The organism is Arthrobacter sp. NPDC080082, from assembly GCF_040686595.1.
Lineage (GTDB): Bacteria > Actinomycetota > Actinomycetes > Actinomycetales > Micrococcaceae > Arthrobacter.
Map to the genome: position 1 here is coordinate 405,806 of NZ_JBFBKQ010000002.1, position 17,884 is coordinate 423,689.

General features: G+C 70.1%; 15 protein-coding genes. 10 read left to right on the forward strand and 5 right to left on the reverse strand.

From position 1 onward, the window contains the following. Positions 1–163 precede the first annotated feature (163 nt). The 5 genes from leuS (at position 164) to holA (ending at position 7,683) form a co-directional block, all read left to right on the forward strand. Positions 164–2,692, forward strand: a complete 2,529-nt coding sequence (gene leuS, locus AB0O44_RS06265; protein ID WP_364135556.1) for a leucine--tRNA ligase — start codon at positions 164–166, stop codon at positions 2,690–2,692. A gap of 73 nt (positions 2,693–2,765) precedes the next feature. Next, positions 2,766–3,791 carry a DegV family protein gene (locus tag AB0O44_RS06270; RefSeq protein ID WP_364135559.1) on the forward strand — a complete coding sequence of 342 codons (1,026 nt, stop codon included), beginning with the start codon at positions 2,766–2,768 and terminating at the stop codon, positions 3,789–3,791. Positions 3,792–4,029: 238 nt separating this feature from the next. Next, the gene (locus AB0O44_RS06275; RefSeq protein ID WP_364135562.1) at positions 4,030–4,698 is read left to right on the forward strand and encodes a ComEA family DNA-binding protein; all 669 of its coding nucleotides are present in this window, start codon (positions 4,030–4,032) and stop codon (positions 4,696–4,698) included. 331 nt (positions 4,699–5,029) lie between these two features. After that, positions 5,030–6,736: a ComEC/Rec2 family competence protein gene (locus tag AB0O44_RS06280; protein WP_364135565.1), complete on the forward strand. Its 1,707-nt coding sequence runs from the start codon at positions 5,030–5,032 to the stop codon at positions 6,734–6,736. Beyond that, positions 6,670–7,683: a DNA polymerase III subunit delta gene (gene holA / locus AB0O44_RS06285; protein ID WP_364135568.1), complete on the forward strand. Its 1,014-nt coding sequence runs from the start codon at positions 6,670–6,672 to the stop codon at positions 7,681–7,683. The genes AB0O44_RS06280 and holA overlap by 67 nt, the downstream gene beginning before the upstream one ends. Positions 7,684–7,816: 133 nt before the next feature. Here the strand turns inward: holA and rpsT are convergent, their stop codons facing one another. Beyond that, positions 7,817–8,077 (reverse strand): 30S ribosomal protein S20, encoded by a 261-nt coding sequence (rpsT, locus tag AB0O44_RS06290; protein WP_364135571.1) that lies wholly within the window; start codon positions 8,075–8,077, stop codon positions 7,817–7,819. A gap of 185 nt (positions 8,078–8,262) precedes the next feature. Continuing rightward, a complete protein-coding gene (locus tag AB0O44_RS06295) occupies positions 8,263–8,808 on the reverse strand; it encodes a type II toxin-antitoxin system PemK/MazF family toxin (RefSeq protein WP_364135574.1) in 546 nt (181 codons plus the stop codon). Positions 8,809–8,977: 169 nt separating this feature from the next. Between AB0O44_RS06295 and lepA the strand changes: the two genes are divergently transcribed. Both lepA and hemW read left to right on the forward strand, forming a co-directional pair. Continuing rightward, positions 8,978–10,831, forward strand: coding sequence for a translation elongation factor 4 (gene lepA, locus AB0O44_RS06300; RefSeq protein ID WP_290257776.1), 1,854 nt, complete (start codon positions 8,978–8,980; stop codon positions 10,829–10,831). A 2-nt stretch (positions 10,832–10,833) separates the two neighbouring features. Further along, the gene (gene hemW / locus AB0O44_RS06305; protein WP_290257777.1) at positions 10,834–12,072 is read left to right on the forward strand and encodes a radical SAM family heme chaperone HemW; all 1,239 of its coding nucleotides are present in this window, start codon (positions 10,834–10,836) and stop codon (positions 12,070–12,072) included. Positions 12,073–12,169: 97 nt separating this feature from the next. Here hemW and AB0O44_RS06310 read toward each other — a convergent pair whose 3' ends face one another. Together AB0O44_RS06310 and AB0O44_RS06315 are read right to left on the reverse strand one after the other, a co-directional pair. Then, complete coding sequence (locus AB0O44_RS06310; RefSeq protein WP_290257778.1) at positions 12,170–12,589, reverse strand: DUF4870 domain-containing protein; 420 nt, start codon at positions 12,587–12,589, stop codon at positions 12,170–12,172. A gap of 127 nt (positions 12,590–12,716) precedes the next feature. Further along, positions 12,717–13,574 (reverse strand): DUF3097 domain-containing protein, encoded by an 858-nt coding sequence (locus tag AB0O44_RS06315; protein WP_364135579.1) that lies wholly within the window; start codon positions 13,572–13,574, stop codon positions 12,717–12,719. A 243-nt stretch (positions 13,575–13,817) separates the two neighbouring features. Here AB0O44_RS06315 and hrcA point away from each other — a divergent pair, with 243 nt between their 5' ends. From hrcA to AB0O44_RS06330, 3 genes are all read left to right on the forward strand, one after another. Further along, complete coding sequence (gene hrcA / locus AB0O44_RS06320; RefSeq protein ID WP_364135582.1) at positions 13,818–14,831, forward strand: heat-inducible transcriptional repressor HrcA; 1,014 nt, start codon at positions 13,818–13,820, stop codon at positions 14,829–14,831. Positions 14,832–14,897: 66 nt separating this feature from the next. Further along, positions 14,898–16,028: a molecular chaperone DnaJ gene (gene dnaJ, locus AB0O44_RS06325; protein WP_290257781.1), complete on the forward strand. Its 1,131-nt coding sequence runs from the start codon at positions 14,898–14,900 to the stop codon at positions 16,026–16,028. A 2-nt stretch (positions 16,029–16,030) separates the two neighbouring features. After that, positions 16,031–16,822, forward strand: a complete 792-nt coding sequence (locus tag AB0O44_RS06330) for a 16S rRNA (uracil(1498)-N(3))-methyltransferase (protein ID WP_364135585.1) — start codon at positions 16,031–16,033, stop codon at positions 16,820–16,822. Positions 16,823–16,899: 77 nt separating this feature from the next. Here AB0O44_RS06330 and AB0O44_RS06335 read toward each other — a convergent pair whose 3' ends face one another. Then, positions 16,900–17,808 (reverse strand): GerMN domain-containing protein, encoded by a 909-nt coding sequence (locus AB0O44_RS06335; RefSeq protein ID WP_364135820.1) that lies wholly within the window; start codon positions 17,806–17,808, stop codon positions 16,900–16,902. Positions 17,809–17,884: the final 76 nt, after the last annotated feature.

The following is a 17,884-nucleotide window of genomic DNA, read 5'->3' on the forward strand; positions in this document are numbered from 1 at the left end:
GCCCGGCATCCCGGTTAGACCTCCGGATTGTCGAGCGGCAGCCCCTCCGTGTGAGGGGCTTTTGTGTGTCCGGGACGAAGTGCGGGCCCGGAGCAGGGGACCGAAGGATCAGGCGCCACCCGTCCTGATCGGACAAGATCGAAAAGAATAGAAGAGGCCAGCAGTGAGCGTTCAGCCGGAGACAGAGACCGGAACAGCAGCAGCCGTCGCAGGTGCCGCCCCCGAGGAGGGGACCTACAATTTCGCCGCCATGGAGGCGAAGTGGCCGCAGGTCTGGGAGGACCTCAAGGTCTTCACTCCGCTCGACGACGGCTCCAAGGAACGCCGCTACGTGCTGGACATGTTCCCCTACCCCTCCGGCGACCTGCACATGGGCCACGCCGAAGCCTTCGCGATGGGCGACGTCGTCGCCCGCTACCTGCGCCAGCAGGGCTTCGACGTGCTGCACCCGATCGGCTGGGACTCCTTCGGCCTGCCCGCCGAGAACGCCGCCATTAAGCGCAACGCCCACCCCAGCGAGTGGACCTACGCCAACATCGACACCCAGGCCGCGTCCTTCAAGCGGTACGCGATCTCCGCCGACTGGTCCCGCCGGCTGCACACCTCCGACCCGGAGTACTACCGCTGGACCCAGTGGCTGTTCAAGCGCTTCTACGAGCGCGGCCTGGCGTACCGCAAGAACTCCCCGGTGAACTGGTGCCCCAAGGACCAGACCGTGCTGGCCAACGAACAGGTGGTCAACGGCGCCTGTGAACGCTGCGGCACCGCCGTGACCAAGAAGTCCCTGAACCAGTGGTACTTCAAGATCACCGACTACGCGGACCGGCTGCTGGACGACATGGAGGAACTGCGCGGCCACTGGCCCGAGCGGGTCCTGGCCATGCAGAAGAACTGGATCGGCCGCTCCGAGGGCGCCCACGTCACCTTCGTCGTCGAGGCCGACGGCGGCAAGCCCGCCAAGGACGTCACCGTCTTCACCACGCGCCCGGACACCCTGTATGGCGCGACGTTCTTCGTGGTCGCCGCTGACGCGCCGATCGCCGTCGAACTGGTCACCGAGGAACACGCCGCGGCCCTGGACGCCTACCGCGAGCAGGTCAAGGCCCTCTCCGAGATCGAACGCCAGTCCACCGAACGCGAAAAGACCGGTGTTTTCACCGGCCGCTACGCCATCAACCCGCTGACCGGGGAGAAGCTGCCGGTCTGGGCTGCCGATTACGTGCTGGCCGACTACGGCACCGGCGCCATCATGGCCGTGCCCGCCCACGACCAGCGCGACCTGGACTTCGCGAAGACCTTCGACCTGCCGGTCCGGGCCGTCCTGGACACCGGCGAGGAGGACCCCGCCGTCTCCGGCACCGCCACCGCCGGCGAGGGCACCCTGATCAACTCCGGCGAGCTGAACGGCCTGCCCAAGGCCGAGGCCATTCCCGCCGCCATCACCATCCTGGAGAAGCAGGGAACCGGCGAGAAGTTCGTGAACTTCCGCCTGCGTGACTGGCTGTTGAGCCGTCAGCGGTTCTGGGGCGCCCCCATCCCGATCATTCACTGCCCCGATTGCGGCGAGGTCCCGGTCCCGGACGACCAGCTGCCGGTCACTCTGCCCGATGACCTCCGCGGCGAGGACCTGTCCCCGAAGGGCACCTCCCCGCTGGCCGCCGCCGAGGCCTGGGTCAACGTGGACTGCCCCTCCTGCCACGGCCCGGCAAAGCGCGACACGGACACCATGGACACCTTCGTGGACTCCTCCTGGTACTTCCTGCGGTTCGTCTCGCCGCAGTACACCGAGGGGCCGTTCGATCCGGCGAAGATCAACGACTGGATGCCCGTGGGCCAGTACGTGGGCGGCGTCGAGCACGCCATCCTGCACCTGCTCTACGCCCGTTTCTTCACCAAGGTCATCCACGACATGGGCCTGATCGAGGCCGACGAGCCCTTCCGGGCGCTGCTGAACCAGGGCCAGGTCCTCAACGGCGGCAAGGCCATGAGCAAGTCCCTCGGCAACGGCGTTGACCTGGGCGAACAGCTGGACAAGTACGGCGTCGACGCCGTCCGCCTGACTATGATTTTCGCCTCCCCGCCGGAGGACGACGTCGACTGGGCGGACGTCTCGCCGTCGGGCTCCGCGAAGTTCCTGGCCCGCGCCTGGCGGCTCGGCCAGGACGTCACCAGCGAGCCCGGCGTCGACTTCGTCGCCGGTGACCGGGCGCTGCGTGCCGTCACGCACCGCACCATCGCCGACGCCCAGGCGCTGCTGGACGCGAACAAGTTCAACGTCGTCGTGGCGAAGCTGATGGAGCTGGTCAACGCCACCCGCAAGACGATCGATGCCGGTGCGGGCGGCGCGGATCCCGCCGTCCGTGAGGCCGTCGAGGCCGTCGCGGTGATCCTCAGCCTCTTCGCCCCGTACACGGCCGAAGACCTGTGGAACGTCTTGGGACACCCGGCATCCGTTGCCAACGCCGGCTGGCCGGCCCACGACCCGGCCCTGCTGGTCCAGGACACGGTCACCGCCGTGGTCCAGGTGCAGGGCAAGGTCCGCGACCGGCTGGAGGTCTCCCCGGAGATCTCCGAGGATGAGTTGCGCGAACTGGCGCTGGCCTCGGAAAACGTCCAGCGCGCCATGGACGGCCGGGGGATCCGCACCGTGATCGTGCGGGCCCCCAAACTGGTCAACATCGTTCCGGCCTAGCCGGACCGAGCTATGCTGTCACCGGCCGTCGGCGCTTTCGCCGGCGGCCGGTCCACATTCCAGGGGGTGTTTCGTGCCTGACCGTGAGCCGCCGGGCTGGCCCTGGCTGCGGGAACGCTTGTTGCGGCTGCGCCGCGCCACCCGGCCGGATGCCGCCGAACTGGCCGTGGTCCCCGTTGTCCGGACCGCGGTGGTGACCGATTCCGCAGCGGCCCTCCCCGCCGACTGGGTGCGCGACTTTACCTCCGACGGGCGCCTGACCGTGGTGCCCATGCCGGTCATGGTGGGCGAGGAAATCTATGGTGAGGGGGAGGACGACATCGCCGAAACCATCGCCGTGGCCCTGGCCGGGGGTGTGCAGGTCCGGACCTCGCGTCCGTCGCCGGGCCAGTTCGAACGCGCCTACCGCGACGCCGCCGCCCGCGGGTTCGAGGCCGTGCTGTCTATCCATCTGTCCGCCGAGCTTTCGGGCACCGCGGACTCGGCCCGGCTGGCGGCCGCACGGGTGGACATTCTGGTGGAGGTGCTTGACTCCCGCACCGCCGGCATGGCCGAGGGAATGGGCGTGCAGAGCGCTGTCGTGGCCGCGGCCGACGGGCTGGACGCCGCGGCCGTGCGTGGCTTCGCCGAGGCCCGCCTGGCCCGGACCAAGGTGTACTTCTACGTCCCCAGCCTGGAGCAGTTGCGGCGCGGCGGACGGATCGGCGCCGCCGCGTCCCTCTGGGGAACCATGCTCTCGATCAAGCCCATACTGGCGGTCGACGACGGCAGGATCGTCCCGCTGGAACGCGTCCGGTCCGCGGCCCGGGCGGTGGCGCGGCTGGAGGAAATCGCGGCCGACGACGCCCTGTCCCGGCCCGCCGGTGAAGCGCGGCTCGCCGTGCACCACTTCGGGAACCCTGCCGAGGCCGAACAGCTGGCAGCCCGACTGGCGGACCGGCTGCCCGGCTGCCCACCCGCACAGATCAGTTCGCTGCCGGCCGTCCTCGCGGCCCACGCAGGGCTGGGGGTGCTGGCCGTGGTGGTGGGGGAGAGCAGTACCCCGGTACCATCCCCGGCGGCGTCCTCCGACCCGAGCGGTCCGCCGGCCGGTTCTTAGCAGGGCCAGCTGTCCACATAGGCCCGCCGGCGCCTATCGGCAGAGTTGCGCTGGCACCTAGCGTGGACGCATGCCGCGCCGTTCCCCGACTTCGACCCTTCCGGGTCCCCTCGCGGCCCGGCATCGTTGGGCCGCCAGCCTAGGGCCGTCCGGAAACACGTCTGCGGAGGGGTCCGCAGACGACGCGCCCCTGCTGGATCCCCTCGATTCGTCCCCTGACGCCCGGCCGGACGACGGGGTGCCGGAGTTTGCGCCGCCCGTGGTGCGCTGGCGAACGGCCCGCGGGGCCGCCGTCCTGCTTGCCGTGGTTGCGGTGCTGCTCGGCGGCTGGTTCTGGTGGCGGGCCGCCGGCTCCGCTCCGCAGGTCGTGCCCCTGAGTGAGAGGTCAACAACTGCCGCGGCCGTGGAGACTGCGCCCGCCGCTCCGGCCGAGCGGGTCGTCGTGCACGTCACGGGCGCTGTCATCCGGCCGGGGGTGCTCACACTGCCGGCGGGCAGCCGGCTCCATGAGGCAATCGCTGCCGCCGGCGGGGCCACGCCCACCGCGGACTTGGACCGGCTGAACCTGGCCGCGGCCGTGGAGGACGGCCAAAAAATCGTCGTGCCCGAACGGGGCAGCCCCGAGGCGCAGGATTCGCAGGGCGGGGCGTCGGGGGAGGGAGGCGGGTCCTCTGGCGGCAGCGGAAGCGGGTCCGGGGCTTCAGGGAACGGGACCGCGAAGGTCAACCTCAACACCGCCGACGCGGAGGAACTCGCCACGCTGCCGCGGGTGGGGCCGGTGCTCGCCCAGCGGATTGTGGACTGGCGCAAACAACACGGCCGGTTCACCCGGGTGGAGGAGCTCGACGCCGTGGATGGCGTCGGGCCTAAACTCCTCGAGGCCCTGCTGCCGTTGGTGCGGGTCTGACATGCCAGGCGAACGCCGGAAGCCGGAGCCCGGGCACCAGCAACGCCCCTGGCAGGCCTATCGGGACGCCGCGGTCACCAGCCTAGCGCCCCGGCAGGAGTCGCCGGGCACTAAAGGCGCGCTGACGGACAGGCGCACGCGGAAGACGTCGGGCGGTCAGGCACGCTCCTCACGGGCGGCCAGCATCAGGGGGCGGCTGGAGGCACACCTCGGAAACACGCTGTCCGGCCAACTCCCATGGACGTCGAACACCCGGCAGCCGAGTCACGTGTCTGCCCCGCGGAACGGTCCGCCCGACCGCGGAGCCCGGAGGCGTAGCGACCTGCGCCTCGTGCCGGCCGCATTGCTGGTCTGGGCCAGCTCCCTGGCCGGCGCGTGGATCCGGCCGCTCGATCAGGCCCTGATCTGCGCCGTGTTCCTCGCGGGCATCGTCTTCCTGCTCATGCGGAAACGGACGGCCGAACGGGGCGGGAAAAGCCACGCCCGGCGAAGCGCAAGGGCGACCCTGGCCGTGGGACTCGCCCTCGCCGCCGGGGCCGGATCGCATGCCGGCGCCGCCGCCACCGAACGGCAGCAGGGTGCCGTGGCTGAAGCCTTCGCCGCCCACGCGTCCGTCGTGGCAGAACTGGACATCACCGCCGCTCCGGAACGACTCGCCGCACCGCCGGGCCGCGGCGCCCCCGCGCGATGGTCCGTCGAGGCGAGCCTCCGCACCCTCATCCACGATGGCCACCGCATCGGGACGGCCACCCCGCTGACGGTCCTCGGCGGGGAAGACTGGGCCGGCGTGGAACAAGGCCAGCACATTCGCGCCACCGGGAAGCTCAAAGCCGCCCAGGCCGGGCGCACCCAGGCCGGGACGCTCTCCGCCACCACTTCCCCGGTTCCGCTAGCCGGGACGGACGGCACCGCGGGTGATCCGGAGGCGGCGTTGTCCGGGCTGCGCGCCCGCTACACGGCGGCCGCCCGGACACTGCCCGGTGACGCCCGCGGACTGCTTCCCGGCATGGTCACGGGCGACACCTCCGGCCTGGACCCCGGACTCGCCGCGGCGATGAAGACCGTCGGCATGACCCACCTGACCGCCGTGAGCGGGGCCAACTGCAGCCTGGTGCTCGGAGCGCTCCTCCTCGGGGCGCGGAGCCTGCGGCTTCCCCGTCCCGTTGCCGCGGGGCTGGCGCTGGCCGGGCTGGCTCTGTTCGTAGCGCTCGTGGGCCCGGATGCGAGTGTCCTGCGCGCCGCCTGCATGGGTGCCGTCGGGCTGGCAGCGGTCGCGGCGGGGCGGTCCGGGCAGGCGCTGAACCTGTTGTGCACGGCGGTGATCGGGCTGCTCCTGATGGACCCCGGGCTGGCGGATGACTTCGGGTTCCTGCTGTCGGTCCTCGCGACCCTCGGCATCATCGCAGCCGGGCGGCCCGTGATTGCGTGGTTTCCGGCCACGGTGCCCCGCGCCGTAGCCGCCGGCGTCGCGGTGCCGTTCGCCGCCCAATTGTTTTGCGGCCCGGTCATCGTCCTCCTGCAGCCGAGCTTTTCGACGTATGCCCTCGCGGCGAACCTCGCTGCCGCCGTCCTGGTGGCACCGGTGACGCTGCTGGGCACGGCCGCAGTACCGCTCCTCGCGGTGACACCGGCCCTCGCGTCCGCGCCGATGGCCGTGGCCGGGATCTTTGCAGCCGGGGTCGGGGCCGTCGCCCGCTTCTTCGCCGGGCTCCCGGGAGCCGCGCTACCATGGCCCGAGGGCGGAGTCGGTGCCGCCACGATGGCGCTGCTGTCCCTGCTCACCTTTGGCGCCGCGTGGCTGGTCGGCCACCCGGAGCGTGCCTGGCGCCTCACACTCGCGATGCACGGCCTGACGGTGCGGGGGCTGGCCCTGGCGCTGGACCGCCCCTGGCGGCCCTCGTGCGGCTTGGCCGTCCGGCGAGGCCGTGGGACGCTTAGACTCTGCAAACCAACCCTCCGGAGGAATCACCAGTGGCTGCTGCCCAGAACCAACGCACCAAGGCCGCGGCCACGAACACCGCCACCTGGCGGGACGTGACGCCTGCTCCCGTGGTGCTGGTGGGCGGCCCCGAGGATTACCTGGCGTCCCGCGCCATGGACCGGCTCCGGCAACTGGTGCGCACCGCCGCCCCCGACGTCGAGGTCACCCGGATGAGCGCCGCCGCCTACGAACCCGGCGCGCTGGCCATGAACGTCAGTCCGTCCCTCTTCGGTGAGCAAAAGCTGATCGAGGTCGAGGCGCTGGAATCGATGAACGACGCGTTCCTGGCCGACGCCCTGAAGTATTTGGCGGAGCCCGAACCCGACGCGGTCATGGTGATGCGGCACGGCGGCGGAGTCCGCGGCAAGAAGCTGCTCGACGCCATCAAGGCCGGCGGCTGGCCGGTGGTCGACTGCCAGCCGCTGAAGAAGGACGCCGAGAAGATTGCCTTCGTCATGACAGAGTTCAAGGCCGCCTCGCGCCGGATCGAACCCGACGCCGTCCAGGCCCTGATCAACGCCGTCGGGGCGAGCCTGGCCGAACTCGCCGCCGCCTGCAGCCAGCTGATCGCCGACGCCACCACAGCCGTCGACGCCGATATGGTGGACCGTTATTACGGCGGCCGGGTTGAGGCCTCCGGGTTCAAGGTCGCCGACGCCGCCATGGCGGGCAACGCCCCGCTCGCTCTTTCCACTCTGCGCCATGCGCTGGATACCGGGGCCGACCCGGTGCCGATCGTCGCCGCGCTGGCGGCCAAACTGCGGTCCCTGGCCAAGGTCGCCGGGGCGCAGGGTTCCTCGGCCCAGATCGCCAAGCAGCTTGGCATGCAACCCTGGCTGGTGGAGCAGGCCCAGCGGGACGTCCGCCGGTGGACCCCGGAGGGGCTGGTGCGCTCCATCCAGGTCACCGCCGAGGCGGACGCACAGGTCAAGGGCCTGTCCCGGGACCCGGTCTACGCCGTCGAACACGCCGTCACGGTCATCGCCGGCTCCGTCCGCCGCTAGGGGGCTGGCCGCACGTAGCTGCGTCGGGAACCCGGGACGGCAGCCCGGCGATCCCGAAAGCCGCGATAACTGGCTGTGGCCGGCACCTTGGCGGTGCCGGCCACAATCATCAGTTCAGCTGAACTGGAAAACCTTAGAGTGCGTTGACCTTCTTGGAGATCGCCGACTTGCGGTTTGCAGCGTTGTTCTTGTGCAGAACACCCTTGCTGACGGCCTTGTCGAGCTTCCGGCTGGCGGAAACCAGTGCAGCAGACGCGGCATCCTTGTCTTCGGACGCAACGGCGGTGTTGACGGCGCGGATGGCCGTCTTCAGCTCGGACTTGACTGCGTTGTTGCGCAGGCGAGCCTTTTCGTTGGTCAGGATGCGCTTCTTCTGGGACTTGATATTAGCCACGTGTGAACTCTCTTTTTCAATGCGGAAAATGGTCTAGAGGGCTTTCAGATTGGCCATTGACTGAGCGGCGTGGGGATACCTATGGCGACCAACCATCTGTGGCCGTCGACCTGCACGGACACACAGCTGTCAATAATAGCAGAAACGGCTGTCCGATGACGAAATGCTCAGTGACGAGATAGCCGTCAGGACCAGCCCTGCCGGTCGCGGAGCGCCGCGGCCACCGCGCGAAACCGCCCGGCGTCCAGGATGGCACCCTCCCGGCGGACCAATGCCGGGTCGATCTGCAGGATCCGGTCCAGGCGTGCCTCGCTGGGCCGCCACTGCCGGTCCCAGGGACCCGTGCCGATCTCCACATAGTTCGCCGCCCGCCGCGGATCGCCGTCGTGGTCCTTGCTGGTGAGCATCAGGCCCAGGAGATACCGTCCCTTGCTTCCCACCAGCAGCACCGGGCGGTCCTTGCCCTGGCTGTGGTCCTCCTCGAACGGCACCCAGGTCCAGACGATCTCCCCGGGCTCGGGCACCCCGTTGGCGTTCGGGGCGTACCTGACAGTCGCCTTCCCGCGGAAGTCGCCGGGGTAGGACGAAGGAACAGGTCCGCCGCGGCGCGGACCGGACGACGTCCCGGCCGGGCGGCGCCGTGCCGGGGGAGCGGCCGGCGCGCCGCCGACGCCAAGGAAGCGGAGCGTGCCGCGGACGGCCTTGCCGAGGGAGCGAAGGTTCAATGCCATGGGCAACCCTACCGGCGCCGGGTTCGGGCGGGCCGGAATGCAGACCCACGCGCCCGGACGTGGGAGACTAAGGGGACGAGAATTGCGGCCTTCGGCAGCACGGCGCGACGCCGGCTGTTCAGCCCGCGGACAAAACCTTCACCAGTTCAGCCAAGAGTTAGGACCCTGCGTGTCTCCCATGGCCCGCACCGCCCCGGTGCCTGCCGCAACAGATCCGGCCCTCATCCGGAACTTCTGCATCATTGCGCACATTGACCACGGCAAGTCCACGCTCGCCGACCGGATGCTCCAGTTCACCGGCATCGTCCAGTCCCGTGACATGAAGGCCCAGTACCTGGACCGCATGGACATCGAGCGGGAACGCGGCATCACCATCAAGTCGCAGGCCGTCCGGATGCCGTGGGAGCTCGAGGGCACCAGCTACGCGCTGAACATGATCGACACCCCCGGCCACGTCGACTTCACCTACGAGGTGTCCCGGTCCCTGGCCGCCTGTGAGGGCGCCGTGCTGCTGGTCGACGCCGCGCAGGGCATTGAGGCGCAGACCCTCGCCAACCTCTACCTTGCGATGGAGAACAACCTCACCATCATTCCGGTCCTGAACAAGATCGACCTGCCGGCCGCCCAGCCGGAGAAGTACGCCGAGGAGCTCGCGAACCTGATCGGCGGCGACCCGGAGGACGTGCTGCGGGTTTCCGGCAAGACCGGCGCCGGCGTCGAGGCCCTCCTGGACAAGATTGTCCGCGACCTGCCCGCCCCCGTCGGCGATCCCGATGCCCCCGCCCGGGCCATGATCTTCGACTCGGTCTACGACACCTACCGCGGCGTGGTGACCTACGTCCGCGTTGTCGACGGCATGCTGCACCCGCGCGAACGCATCCAGATGATGTCCACCCGCGCCACCCACGAACTGCTGGAGATCGGGGTCAGCTCCCCGGAGCCCACGCCGTCCAAGGGCCTGGGCGTCGGCGAGGTGGGCTACCTGATCACCGGCGTGAAGGACGTCCGCCAGTCCAAGGTGGGCGACACCGTCACCAACATGGCCAAGCCCGCCACGCAGTCGCTGGCCGGCTACGCGGACGCCAAGCCCATGGTCTTCTCCGGCCTGTACCCGCTGGACGGCACCGACTACCCGGTCCTCCGCGACGCGCTGGAGAAGCTGATGCTCAACGACGCCGCGCTGGTCTACGAGCCGGAGACCTCCGCCGCGCTGGGCTTCGGCTTCCGCGTGGGCTTCCTGGGCCTGCTACACCTGGAAATCACCCGGGAACGGCTGGAACGCGAATACAACCTGGACCTGATCTCCACCGCCCCGAACGTCGAGTACGAGGTGACACTGGAGGACAAGAAGGTCATCCACGTGACCAACCCCAGCGAATACCCTACGGGCAAGGTGGCCGAGGTCCGCGAGCCGATGGTCTCCGCCACGATCCTCGCGCCGAACGAGTTCGTTGGCGCCATCATGGAGCTCTGCCAGAGCCGCCGTGGCGTCATGGGCGGCATGGACTACCTCTCCGAGGACCGCGTCGAGATCCGCTACCGGCTCCCGCTGGCCGAGATCGTCTTCGACTTCTTCGACATCCTCAAGTCCCGCACCCGCGGCTACGGCTCGCTGGACTGGAAGGCCGACGGCGACCAGGTCGCCGACCTGGTCAAGGTCGACATCATGCTCCAGGGCGAGCAGGTGGACGCATTCAGCGCCATCACCCACCGGGACAAGGCCTACGCCTACGGTGTGATGATGACCGGCAAGCTGCGCGAACTGATCCCGCGGCAGCAGTTCGAGGTGCCCATCCAGGCTGCGATCGGCTCCCGCATCATCGCCCGCGAGAGCATCCGTGCCATCCGCAAGGACGTGCTCGCGAAGTGCTACGGCGGTGACATCACCCGAAAGCGCAAACTGCTCGAGAAGCAGAAGGAAGGCAAGAAGCGCATGAAGATGGTGGGCCGCGTCGAGGTACCGCAGGAGGCGTTCATCGCCGCCCTGACCACGGAAGAATCCAAGGACAAGGCCAAGAAGTAACCATGCCAAGCGCACTACCCCTCGGCGACCCCGCGCCGTCGGACGGGCTGCTGCCCGCCCAGGCGCTGGAGGGCGCCGGGGGCCGGGCCTTCGGGCTCTACGTTCACATCCCGTTCTGCGCGGTGCGCTGCGGCTACTGCGACTTCAACACCTACACCGCCACGGAACTCGGCGGCGGGGCGTCCCAGGATGCCTACGCCGACACCGCCGTCGCGGAGGTCGGATTCGCGGCCCGCGCCCTGGCCGATTCCGGGTTGCCGGAGCGTCCGCTCAGCACCGTCTTCTTCGGCGGCGGCACCCCCACCCTCCTTCCAGCGGAAGACCTGGCCCGCATCCTGCGTGCCGCCGTCGACACCTGGGGCCTTGCGCCCGGCGCCGAGGTGACCACCGAGGCGAACCCGGACTCGGTGACCCGCGAGTCCCTGCAGCTCCTGGCCGACGCCGGCTTCACCCGGGTGTCCTTCGGGATGCAGTCCGCCGTGCCCCACGTGCTCAAGGTCCTGGACCGCACCCACACGCCCAGCCGGGTGCCCCTGGTGGTGGAGTGGGCCCGCGAGGCCGGGCTGGCCGTCAGCCTCGACCTGATCTACGGCACACCCGGTGAGTCGCTGGAGGACTGGCGCCATTCACTGGAGACGGCCCTGTCCTACCGCCCGGACCACATCAGCGCCTATGCCCTGATCGTCGAGGAGGGCACCAAGCTCGCCGCCCAGATCCGCCGCGGCGAGGTCCCGGGGATCGACGACGACGACCACGCGGCCAAGTACGAACTGGCCGACGAACTCATTTCCGCCGCCGGGCTGGGCTGGTACGAGGTCAGCAACTGGGCGGCGACGCCGGAGCAGGCTTGCCGCCACAACCTCGCCTACTGGCGCGGGGACGACTGGTGGGGGATCGGTCCGGGGGCCCACTCGCACGTCGGCGGCGTCCGCTGGTGGAACGTCAAGCACCCCGTCGCCTACGCCGCCCGGCTGGACTCCGGCGCCTCCCCGGCGGCGGGCCGGGAAACCCTGGACTCGGAGACCCGCAATATCGAGCGCATCATGCTCGAGGCGCGGCTGGTCTCGGGCCTGGACATCCCCAGCCTGGGCGGGCTGGAGGAAACCGGCCGGCACGCCGTCGCGGGACTGATCGCCGACGGACTCGTGGAACCGGCGCAGGCCTTCCGCGGCCGGCTGGTCCTTACGCTGAAGGGCCGCCTCCTGGCCGACGCCGTCGTCCGACGGCTGCTGCCGGACTGACCCGCCGGGCCGGCGAGCCGCCCGCACCAGGGAAAGACAAAAACGGGCACCCCGGGAGAAATCCCCGGGGTGCCCGTTGACGTTGTGGGAACCGGCGCTACTTGATCCAGCGCAGGTTGAATTCGTAGCGGTGCGGCTGGCCGCGGTTGACGTGGATGCCGGCCGCCACGGAGAAGCAGGCCAGCGCGATCCAGATGACCGTGGCCAGGACCGCGAACAGGTTGCCCACCACGGGGACGAACACCAGCAGGTTGGCCACCACGGCCGCGATCGTCGGCGGCAGGGTGAAGTTCAGCGCTTCCTTGGACTCCTGGGCGGTGAAGGGTCCGCGGTCCTTGAAAATCAGGTAAATCAGCAGCGACGGGATGCAGCCGAGGATGCCGCCGAAGTGCGACAGGGTGGCCCACTGACGGTCCTCGCTGGCGGTCAGGGGAAGCGCATTTGCGGGAACGCCATGGTACTGCGACTGGCCGTGACCGGCCTGGGGGTCCGTGTGTTCGCGTGCGTCTTCTGCCACGTTTCGTCCTTTGGATTGCGGTGGAGCGTTGGTACCTGTGCGGGCGCGGCCACCGTCACAACGCGGCGGCCACCGTATCAAGAATACTTGCTTGGGCGCCGACGCCCGCCACCTTGCCGGACGGGCCCTACTGTTCCGGGGCGGTGAGGAAGTCGATGACCTCCTCCACCCGGCCCAGAAGCGAGGGTTCCAGGTCGGCGTAGCTGCGGACGGCGCCGAGGAGTTTCTGCCAGCCCAACCCGATGTCCTCCTTGGTGCTGTGCGGCCAGCCGAAGGCGGTCAGGATGCCGGTCTTCCAGTCCACGCCGCGGGGGATCACGGGCCAGCGTTCGATGCCCAGCACGGACGGCCGGATGGCCTGCCAGACGTCAATGTACGGGTGGCCGACGATCAGGACGTTTCCGCGGGCTCCGGGGGAAGCCATGACGGCCTCGGCGATCCGGGACTCCTTGGAATCGGCCACCAGGTGGTCCACCAAGACGCCGAGGCGGCGGCCGGGACCCGGACGGAAGTCCCTGACCGCGGCTGAGAGATCGTCGATGCCGTGCAGGGGTTCGACGACGATGCCCTCGACCCGGAGATCGTCGCCCCAGACCTTCTCGACCAGTTCGGCGTCGTGTTTGCCCTCAACCCAGATCCGGCTGGCCTTGGCCACCTGCGCCCGCTGGCCCTCCACGCGCACCGAGCCGGACGCCGTGCGCGTCCCGGCTGCCGGTCCTGCGGGCGCCCGGGGTGCCGGCGGCATCAGCCGGATGGGCCGGCCCTCCAGGAGGAAGCCGTAGCCGAGTCGGAAAGTCCGGGACTTCCCGCGCCGATCCTCAAGGGCCACGACGTGCATGCCGCCGGACTTCTCCACCCGGGTGACGGCACCAACCCAGCCGGACTGCACGTCCTCGAGGACCATGCCGCGCTGCACCGGGACCTCGGGCAGCTGGGAAGGGGCGGGGGCGGTGAGGTCCTGCGGGCCCCAGTTCTGATAGGACATCGGTTACACACTGCTTTGCATCGGGGCGGAACTGCAACGGGGGACTGCGTCGGGCCGGGGTGGTGGCCGGCCGCGCCGGGCAGTCGCCCGGCTTGCCACGGTCACGCCCGGAGCGAATCCAATGCTAACAACGCGGCCGGACATATTAGACTGGTTAGCACTGAGGCATGCCGAGTGCTAACCCCCGGGTTCTTCCGGGCGGCGGGCGCCGGTTGACGGTTGAGGCTCGATTGGAGGTGCGGCGTGAGCGAACCACGCAAACTCGAAGTGCTGCGCGCCATCGTGGAGGACTACGTCCATTCCCGTGAACCCGTGGGCTCCAAGGCGCTGGTGGAACGCCACCACTTGGGCGTCTCCAGCGCAACGATCCGCAACGACATGGCCGCGCTGGAGGACGAGGGGCTGATCACCGCCCCGCACACCAGCGCCGGCCGGATCCCCACGGACAAGGGCTACCGGCTCTTCGTGGACCGCATCTCCGCGGTCAAGCCGCTGTCCCCGGCGGAGCGGCGGGCCATCCAGGCCCTGCTGGAGGGCTCCGAAGACCTCGACGACGTCCTGGACCGGACCGTGCGCCTGTTGGCGCAGCTGACCAACCAGGTGGCCGTGGTGCAGTACCCGCTGCTCAGCCGAGCGCGGGTGCGGCACATCGAGTTTGTGCTGCTGGCACCGCGGAAGGTGCTGACCGTCCTCATCGCTGACACCGGCAAGGTCGAACAGCGCGTCATCGACGTCGGCCAGGACCTTGGCGACGAAACCCTCGCCGAGCTGCGGGGCGTCTTCCTCGGCCGGCTCGGCGGAACCCCGTTGAGCCTGCTCCCGCAGACCCTGCCCGACGTCGTCGACAGCACCGCCCCCGCCCGCCGCGGCGCCGCCCAGGCGCTGGCCCGCGGACTGGAGGCGCTGGCCGCCAGCAGCCGCGAGGAGCGGATGGTGATGGCCGGCACGGCCAACCTCGCCCGCTCCAACGTTGACTTCCCGCTGAGCATTGGCCCCGTCCTCGAGGCCCTCGAGGAGCAGGTGGTCATGCTCCGGCTGCTCTCGGACATGGCCGAGGACCCCCGCGGCGTGACCGTCAGCATCGGCCGGGAGAACCCCTACGACGGGCTCTCCGAGGCCTCCGTGGTGGCCACCGGGTACGGCCCCGACGCCACCGCCAAGGTGGGCATCCTCGGCCCCACCCGGATGGATTACCCCACCACTATGGCCGCCGTCCGCGCGGTGGCCCGCTACCTTTCACGGATCCTCGGGCCCTGACCGGCCGGATCCACCACCAGGCTTGTCGCCCAGCACCGGCAGTACAAAAAGGAAGAGATACACACTTTGAGCAGCCACTACGACGTTCTTGGAGTCTCCCGCGAAGCAACCGGCGAGGAAATCAAGAAGGCCTACCGCAAACTCGCGCGGACCCTGCACCCGGACGTCAACCCGGGCGAGGACGCGTCCGAGCGCTTCAAGGCGGTCACCCACGCCTACGAGGTGCTCTCCGACCCGCAGAAGCGCCGCGTCTACGACACCACCGGCAACGAGAACGGCACGGACAACGGCTTCGGCGGCGGCAGCTACGCCGGTCAGGGCTTCGCGTTCCAGGACATCTTCGAGACCTTCTTCGGCGGTGCCGCCGGAGCCGGCGGCCCGGCCTCCCGCGTCCGCCGCGGCCAGGACGCGCTGATCAGCGTCCGGATCGAGCTGCGCGACGCCGTCTTCGGCGTCAACAAGAAGCTCGAGGTGGACACCGCCGTCACCTGCCCCACCTGTGAGGGCTCCTGCTGCCGCGAGGGCAGCCACCCGGAACGCTGCGACATTTGCGGCGGCAGCGGCCAGGTCCAGCGCCCGGTCCGCTCCATCCTGGGCCAGGTCATGACCACCGCCCCATGCGGCAGCTGCGAGGGCTTCGGCACCGTCATCAAGGACCCCTGCAACGAGTGCGCCGGCCAGGGCCGGATCCGCAGCCGCCGGTCGCTGACCGTCAAGGTCCCCGCCGGCGTTGCCACCGGCACCCGGATCCAGCTCTCCGGCCAGGGCGAGGCCGGCCCGGCGGGCGGCCCCTCCGGCGACCTGTACGTGGAGATCCGGGTCAACAACGACCCGACCTTCGTCCGCGAGGGCGACGATCTGCACGCCAGCCTCACCATTCCGATGACGGCCGCGGCCCTCGGCACCGAGCTGACCCTGGACACCTTCGACGGGCAGCAGGAAATCGACGTCAAGAGCGGCACTCAGTCCGGCGAGGTCATCACCCTGCGCGGGCTCGGCGTCACCCACCTGCGCGGCTACGGCCGCGGCGACCTCAAGGTGCACCTCCAGGTGGAGACCCCCGCCAAGCTCGACGCCGCCCAGGAGGACCTCATGCGCCAGCTGGCCAAGCTCCGCGGCGAGCAGTTCACCGAGGGCAAGCTGGCCGCCAGCGGCGGGGTCTTCGCCAAGCTGCGGGACCGCCTCGGTAACCTGTAGCGGTGAGCAACCCGGTCTTCTTCACCCCCGCCGGAACCCTGGACAACCAGGCCCCCGGTTCCACCTTCGTGCTGGACGGCGCCGAGGCGCGGCATGCCGTCACGGTCAAGCGCCTCGCTGCGGGGGAGCAGGTGGACATCGCCGACGGCGCCGGCCGCCGGATCACCGGCACGGTCACCGGCGCCGGGCCCCAGGAGCTGACGCTCGAGTGCACCGCGGTCAACGACGAGCCGCGTCCCACGGTGCGGCTGGTGCTGGTGCAGGCCCTGGCGAAGGGTGACCGGGACGAACTCGCGGCCGAGACCGCGACGGAGCTGGGGATCGACGCCGTCGTCCCGTGGCAGGCCGAACGGTCGATCGTCCGCTGGAAGCCCGAACGCGCCGCGAAGGCGCACGCCAAGTGGCAGTCCGTGGTGACGGCGGCGGCGAAGCAGGCCCGCCGCGCCTGGATCCCCGAGGTCCGCGCCGCCGTGGACGGCGGCTCGCTGCAGGCGGCGGTCGCCGCCACGGTGGCATCCGCCGGGCTGGCCGTGATCCTGCACGAGGACGCCGTCCGGCCGCTGCGCCGGGTGCTGGCCGACTGGCAGGAGAAAGTTGTTGGCGCGGACGACGGCGCGGCGCCGCGCGAGGTGCTGCTGATCGTGGGACCGGAGGGCGGGATCAGCCCGCGGGAGGTCACCCGGCTCTGTGATGCCGGGGCCGTGACCGCGCTGTTGGGGCACCACGTGCTGCGGTCCTCCACCGCCGGGCCCGCGGCCACCGTGCTGGCCAGCGACATCCTGGGCCGCTGGTAGCGGCTACCCGGCAGGCTGCTTAGCTGTGTTTTAGGTGGTCAATTAGCCGGGCTATTTGACGGTGCTATTGGACCGGGCTATTTAACCGTGAAGCCGCGGGTGTCGACGTTGAGGTCGGTGGCCTTGCCGTTCGCGTCCACCTGGGAGACCCGCGCCTCGTAACTGCCCGGTCCCAAGTTCAGGGTGAAGCTGAACAGCCCCGACTGCTGCGCGTCTGCCGCCGCGGTCATCATGCCGCTCTGGTACGGGGTCTTGGCGGTGCCGTCGACCTTCTGGATCTCCCAGCGGAGCTTCCCGCCCGGCGAGGTGCTGCGGCCGGAGATCTTTACCGCGCCGTCGGCCACGGTGGTGCCCTCCTGCGGGTCGATGATCCACACCGGCGCCACCATGCCGGCGCTGCGGGAGGTGGGTGCGCCCAGCCGGACCCGGTTGAACGCGACGTAGTCGGTGTGGCCGTCCACAAGGATGACCACCTGGATCTGCTGCCCGGAGTCCGTCAGCCCGGCGCTGGCCGCGGCGGCGGTGGCCGTGTAGACCAGCTGCTGGATGGCGCGCTCGGCCATGTCGGCGTCGAGGTTGCTGTTGAACGCGTCGGAGGACACGTCCACCGTGATGGTGTTCTTGCCGGAGATCGACGTGGCGAGCTTGCGCGGATTCTGCCACGGGGTGAAGAAGTCAGGGTCCAGCGGCTTCTGGGACATCATCACCCGCAACGCGCGGGTCACGGGGTTGTCGTCCTCGGAGACGTCCCGGAATTCGCGGTAGAGGAAGACGTTGTTGTTGCTGCGGCCGATCCAGTACACCGGGGCCTTGTTGGAGGCCTGCGCGGATTCCAGCGGGGCGCTCGTGGCGGTGGTCCCGTCCGCGGGTCCCGGCACCGTCTGGGTGGGGGAGCCGGCGTCGGTGATGTCCTGCCGGGGGTTGGCGACGCAACCGGAGAGCACCAGGGAAGCGGGCAGCACGAACAGCAGCAGGCCGCGGCGCATGCGCCGTGCCGCCGTCGCGGTCCTCGTGCCCTGACTGCTGGCGCCCTTGATGCCGATTGCGGTGCTCCCTCTCGCG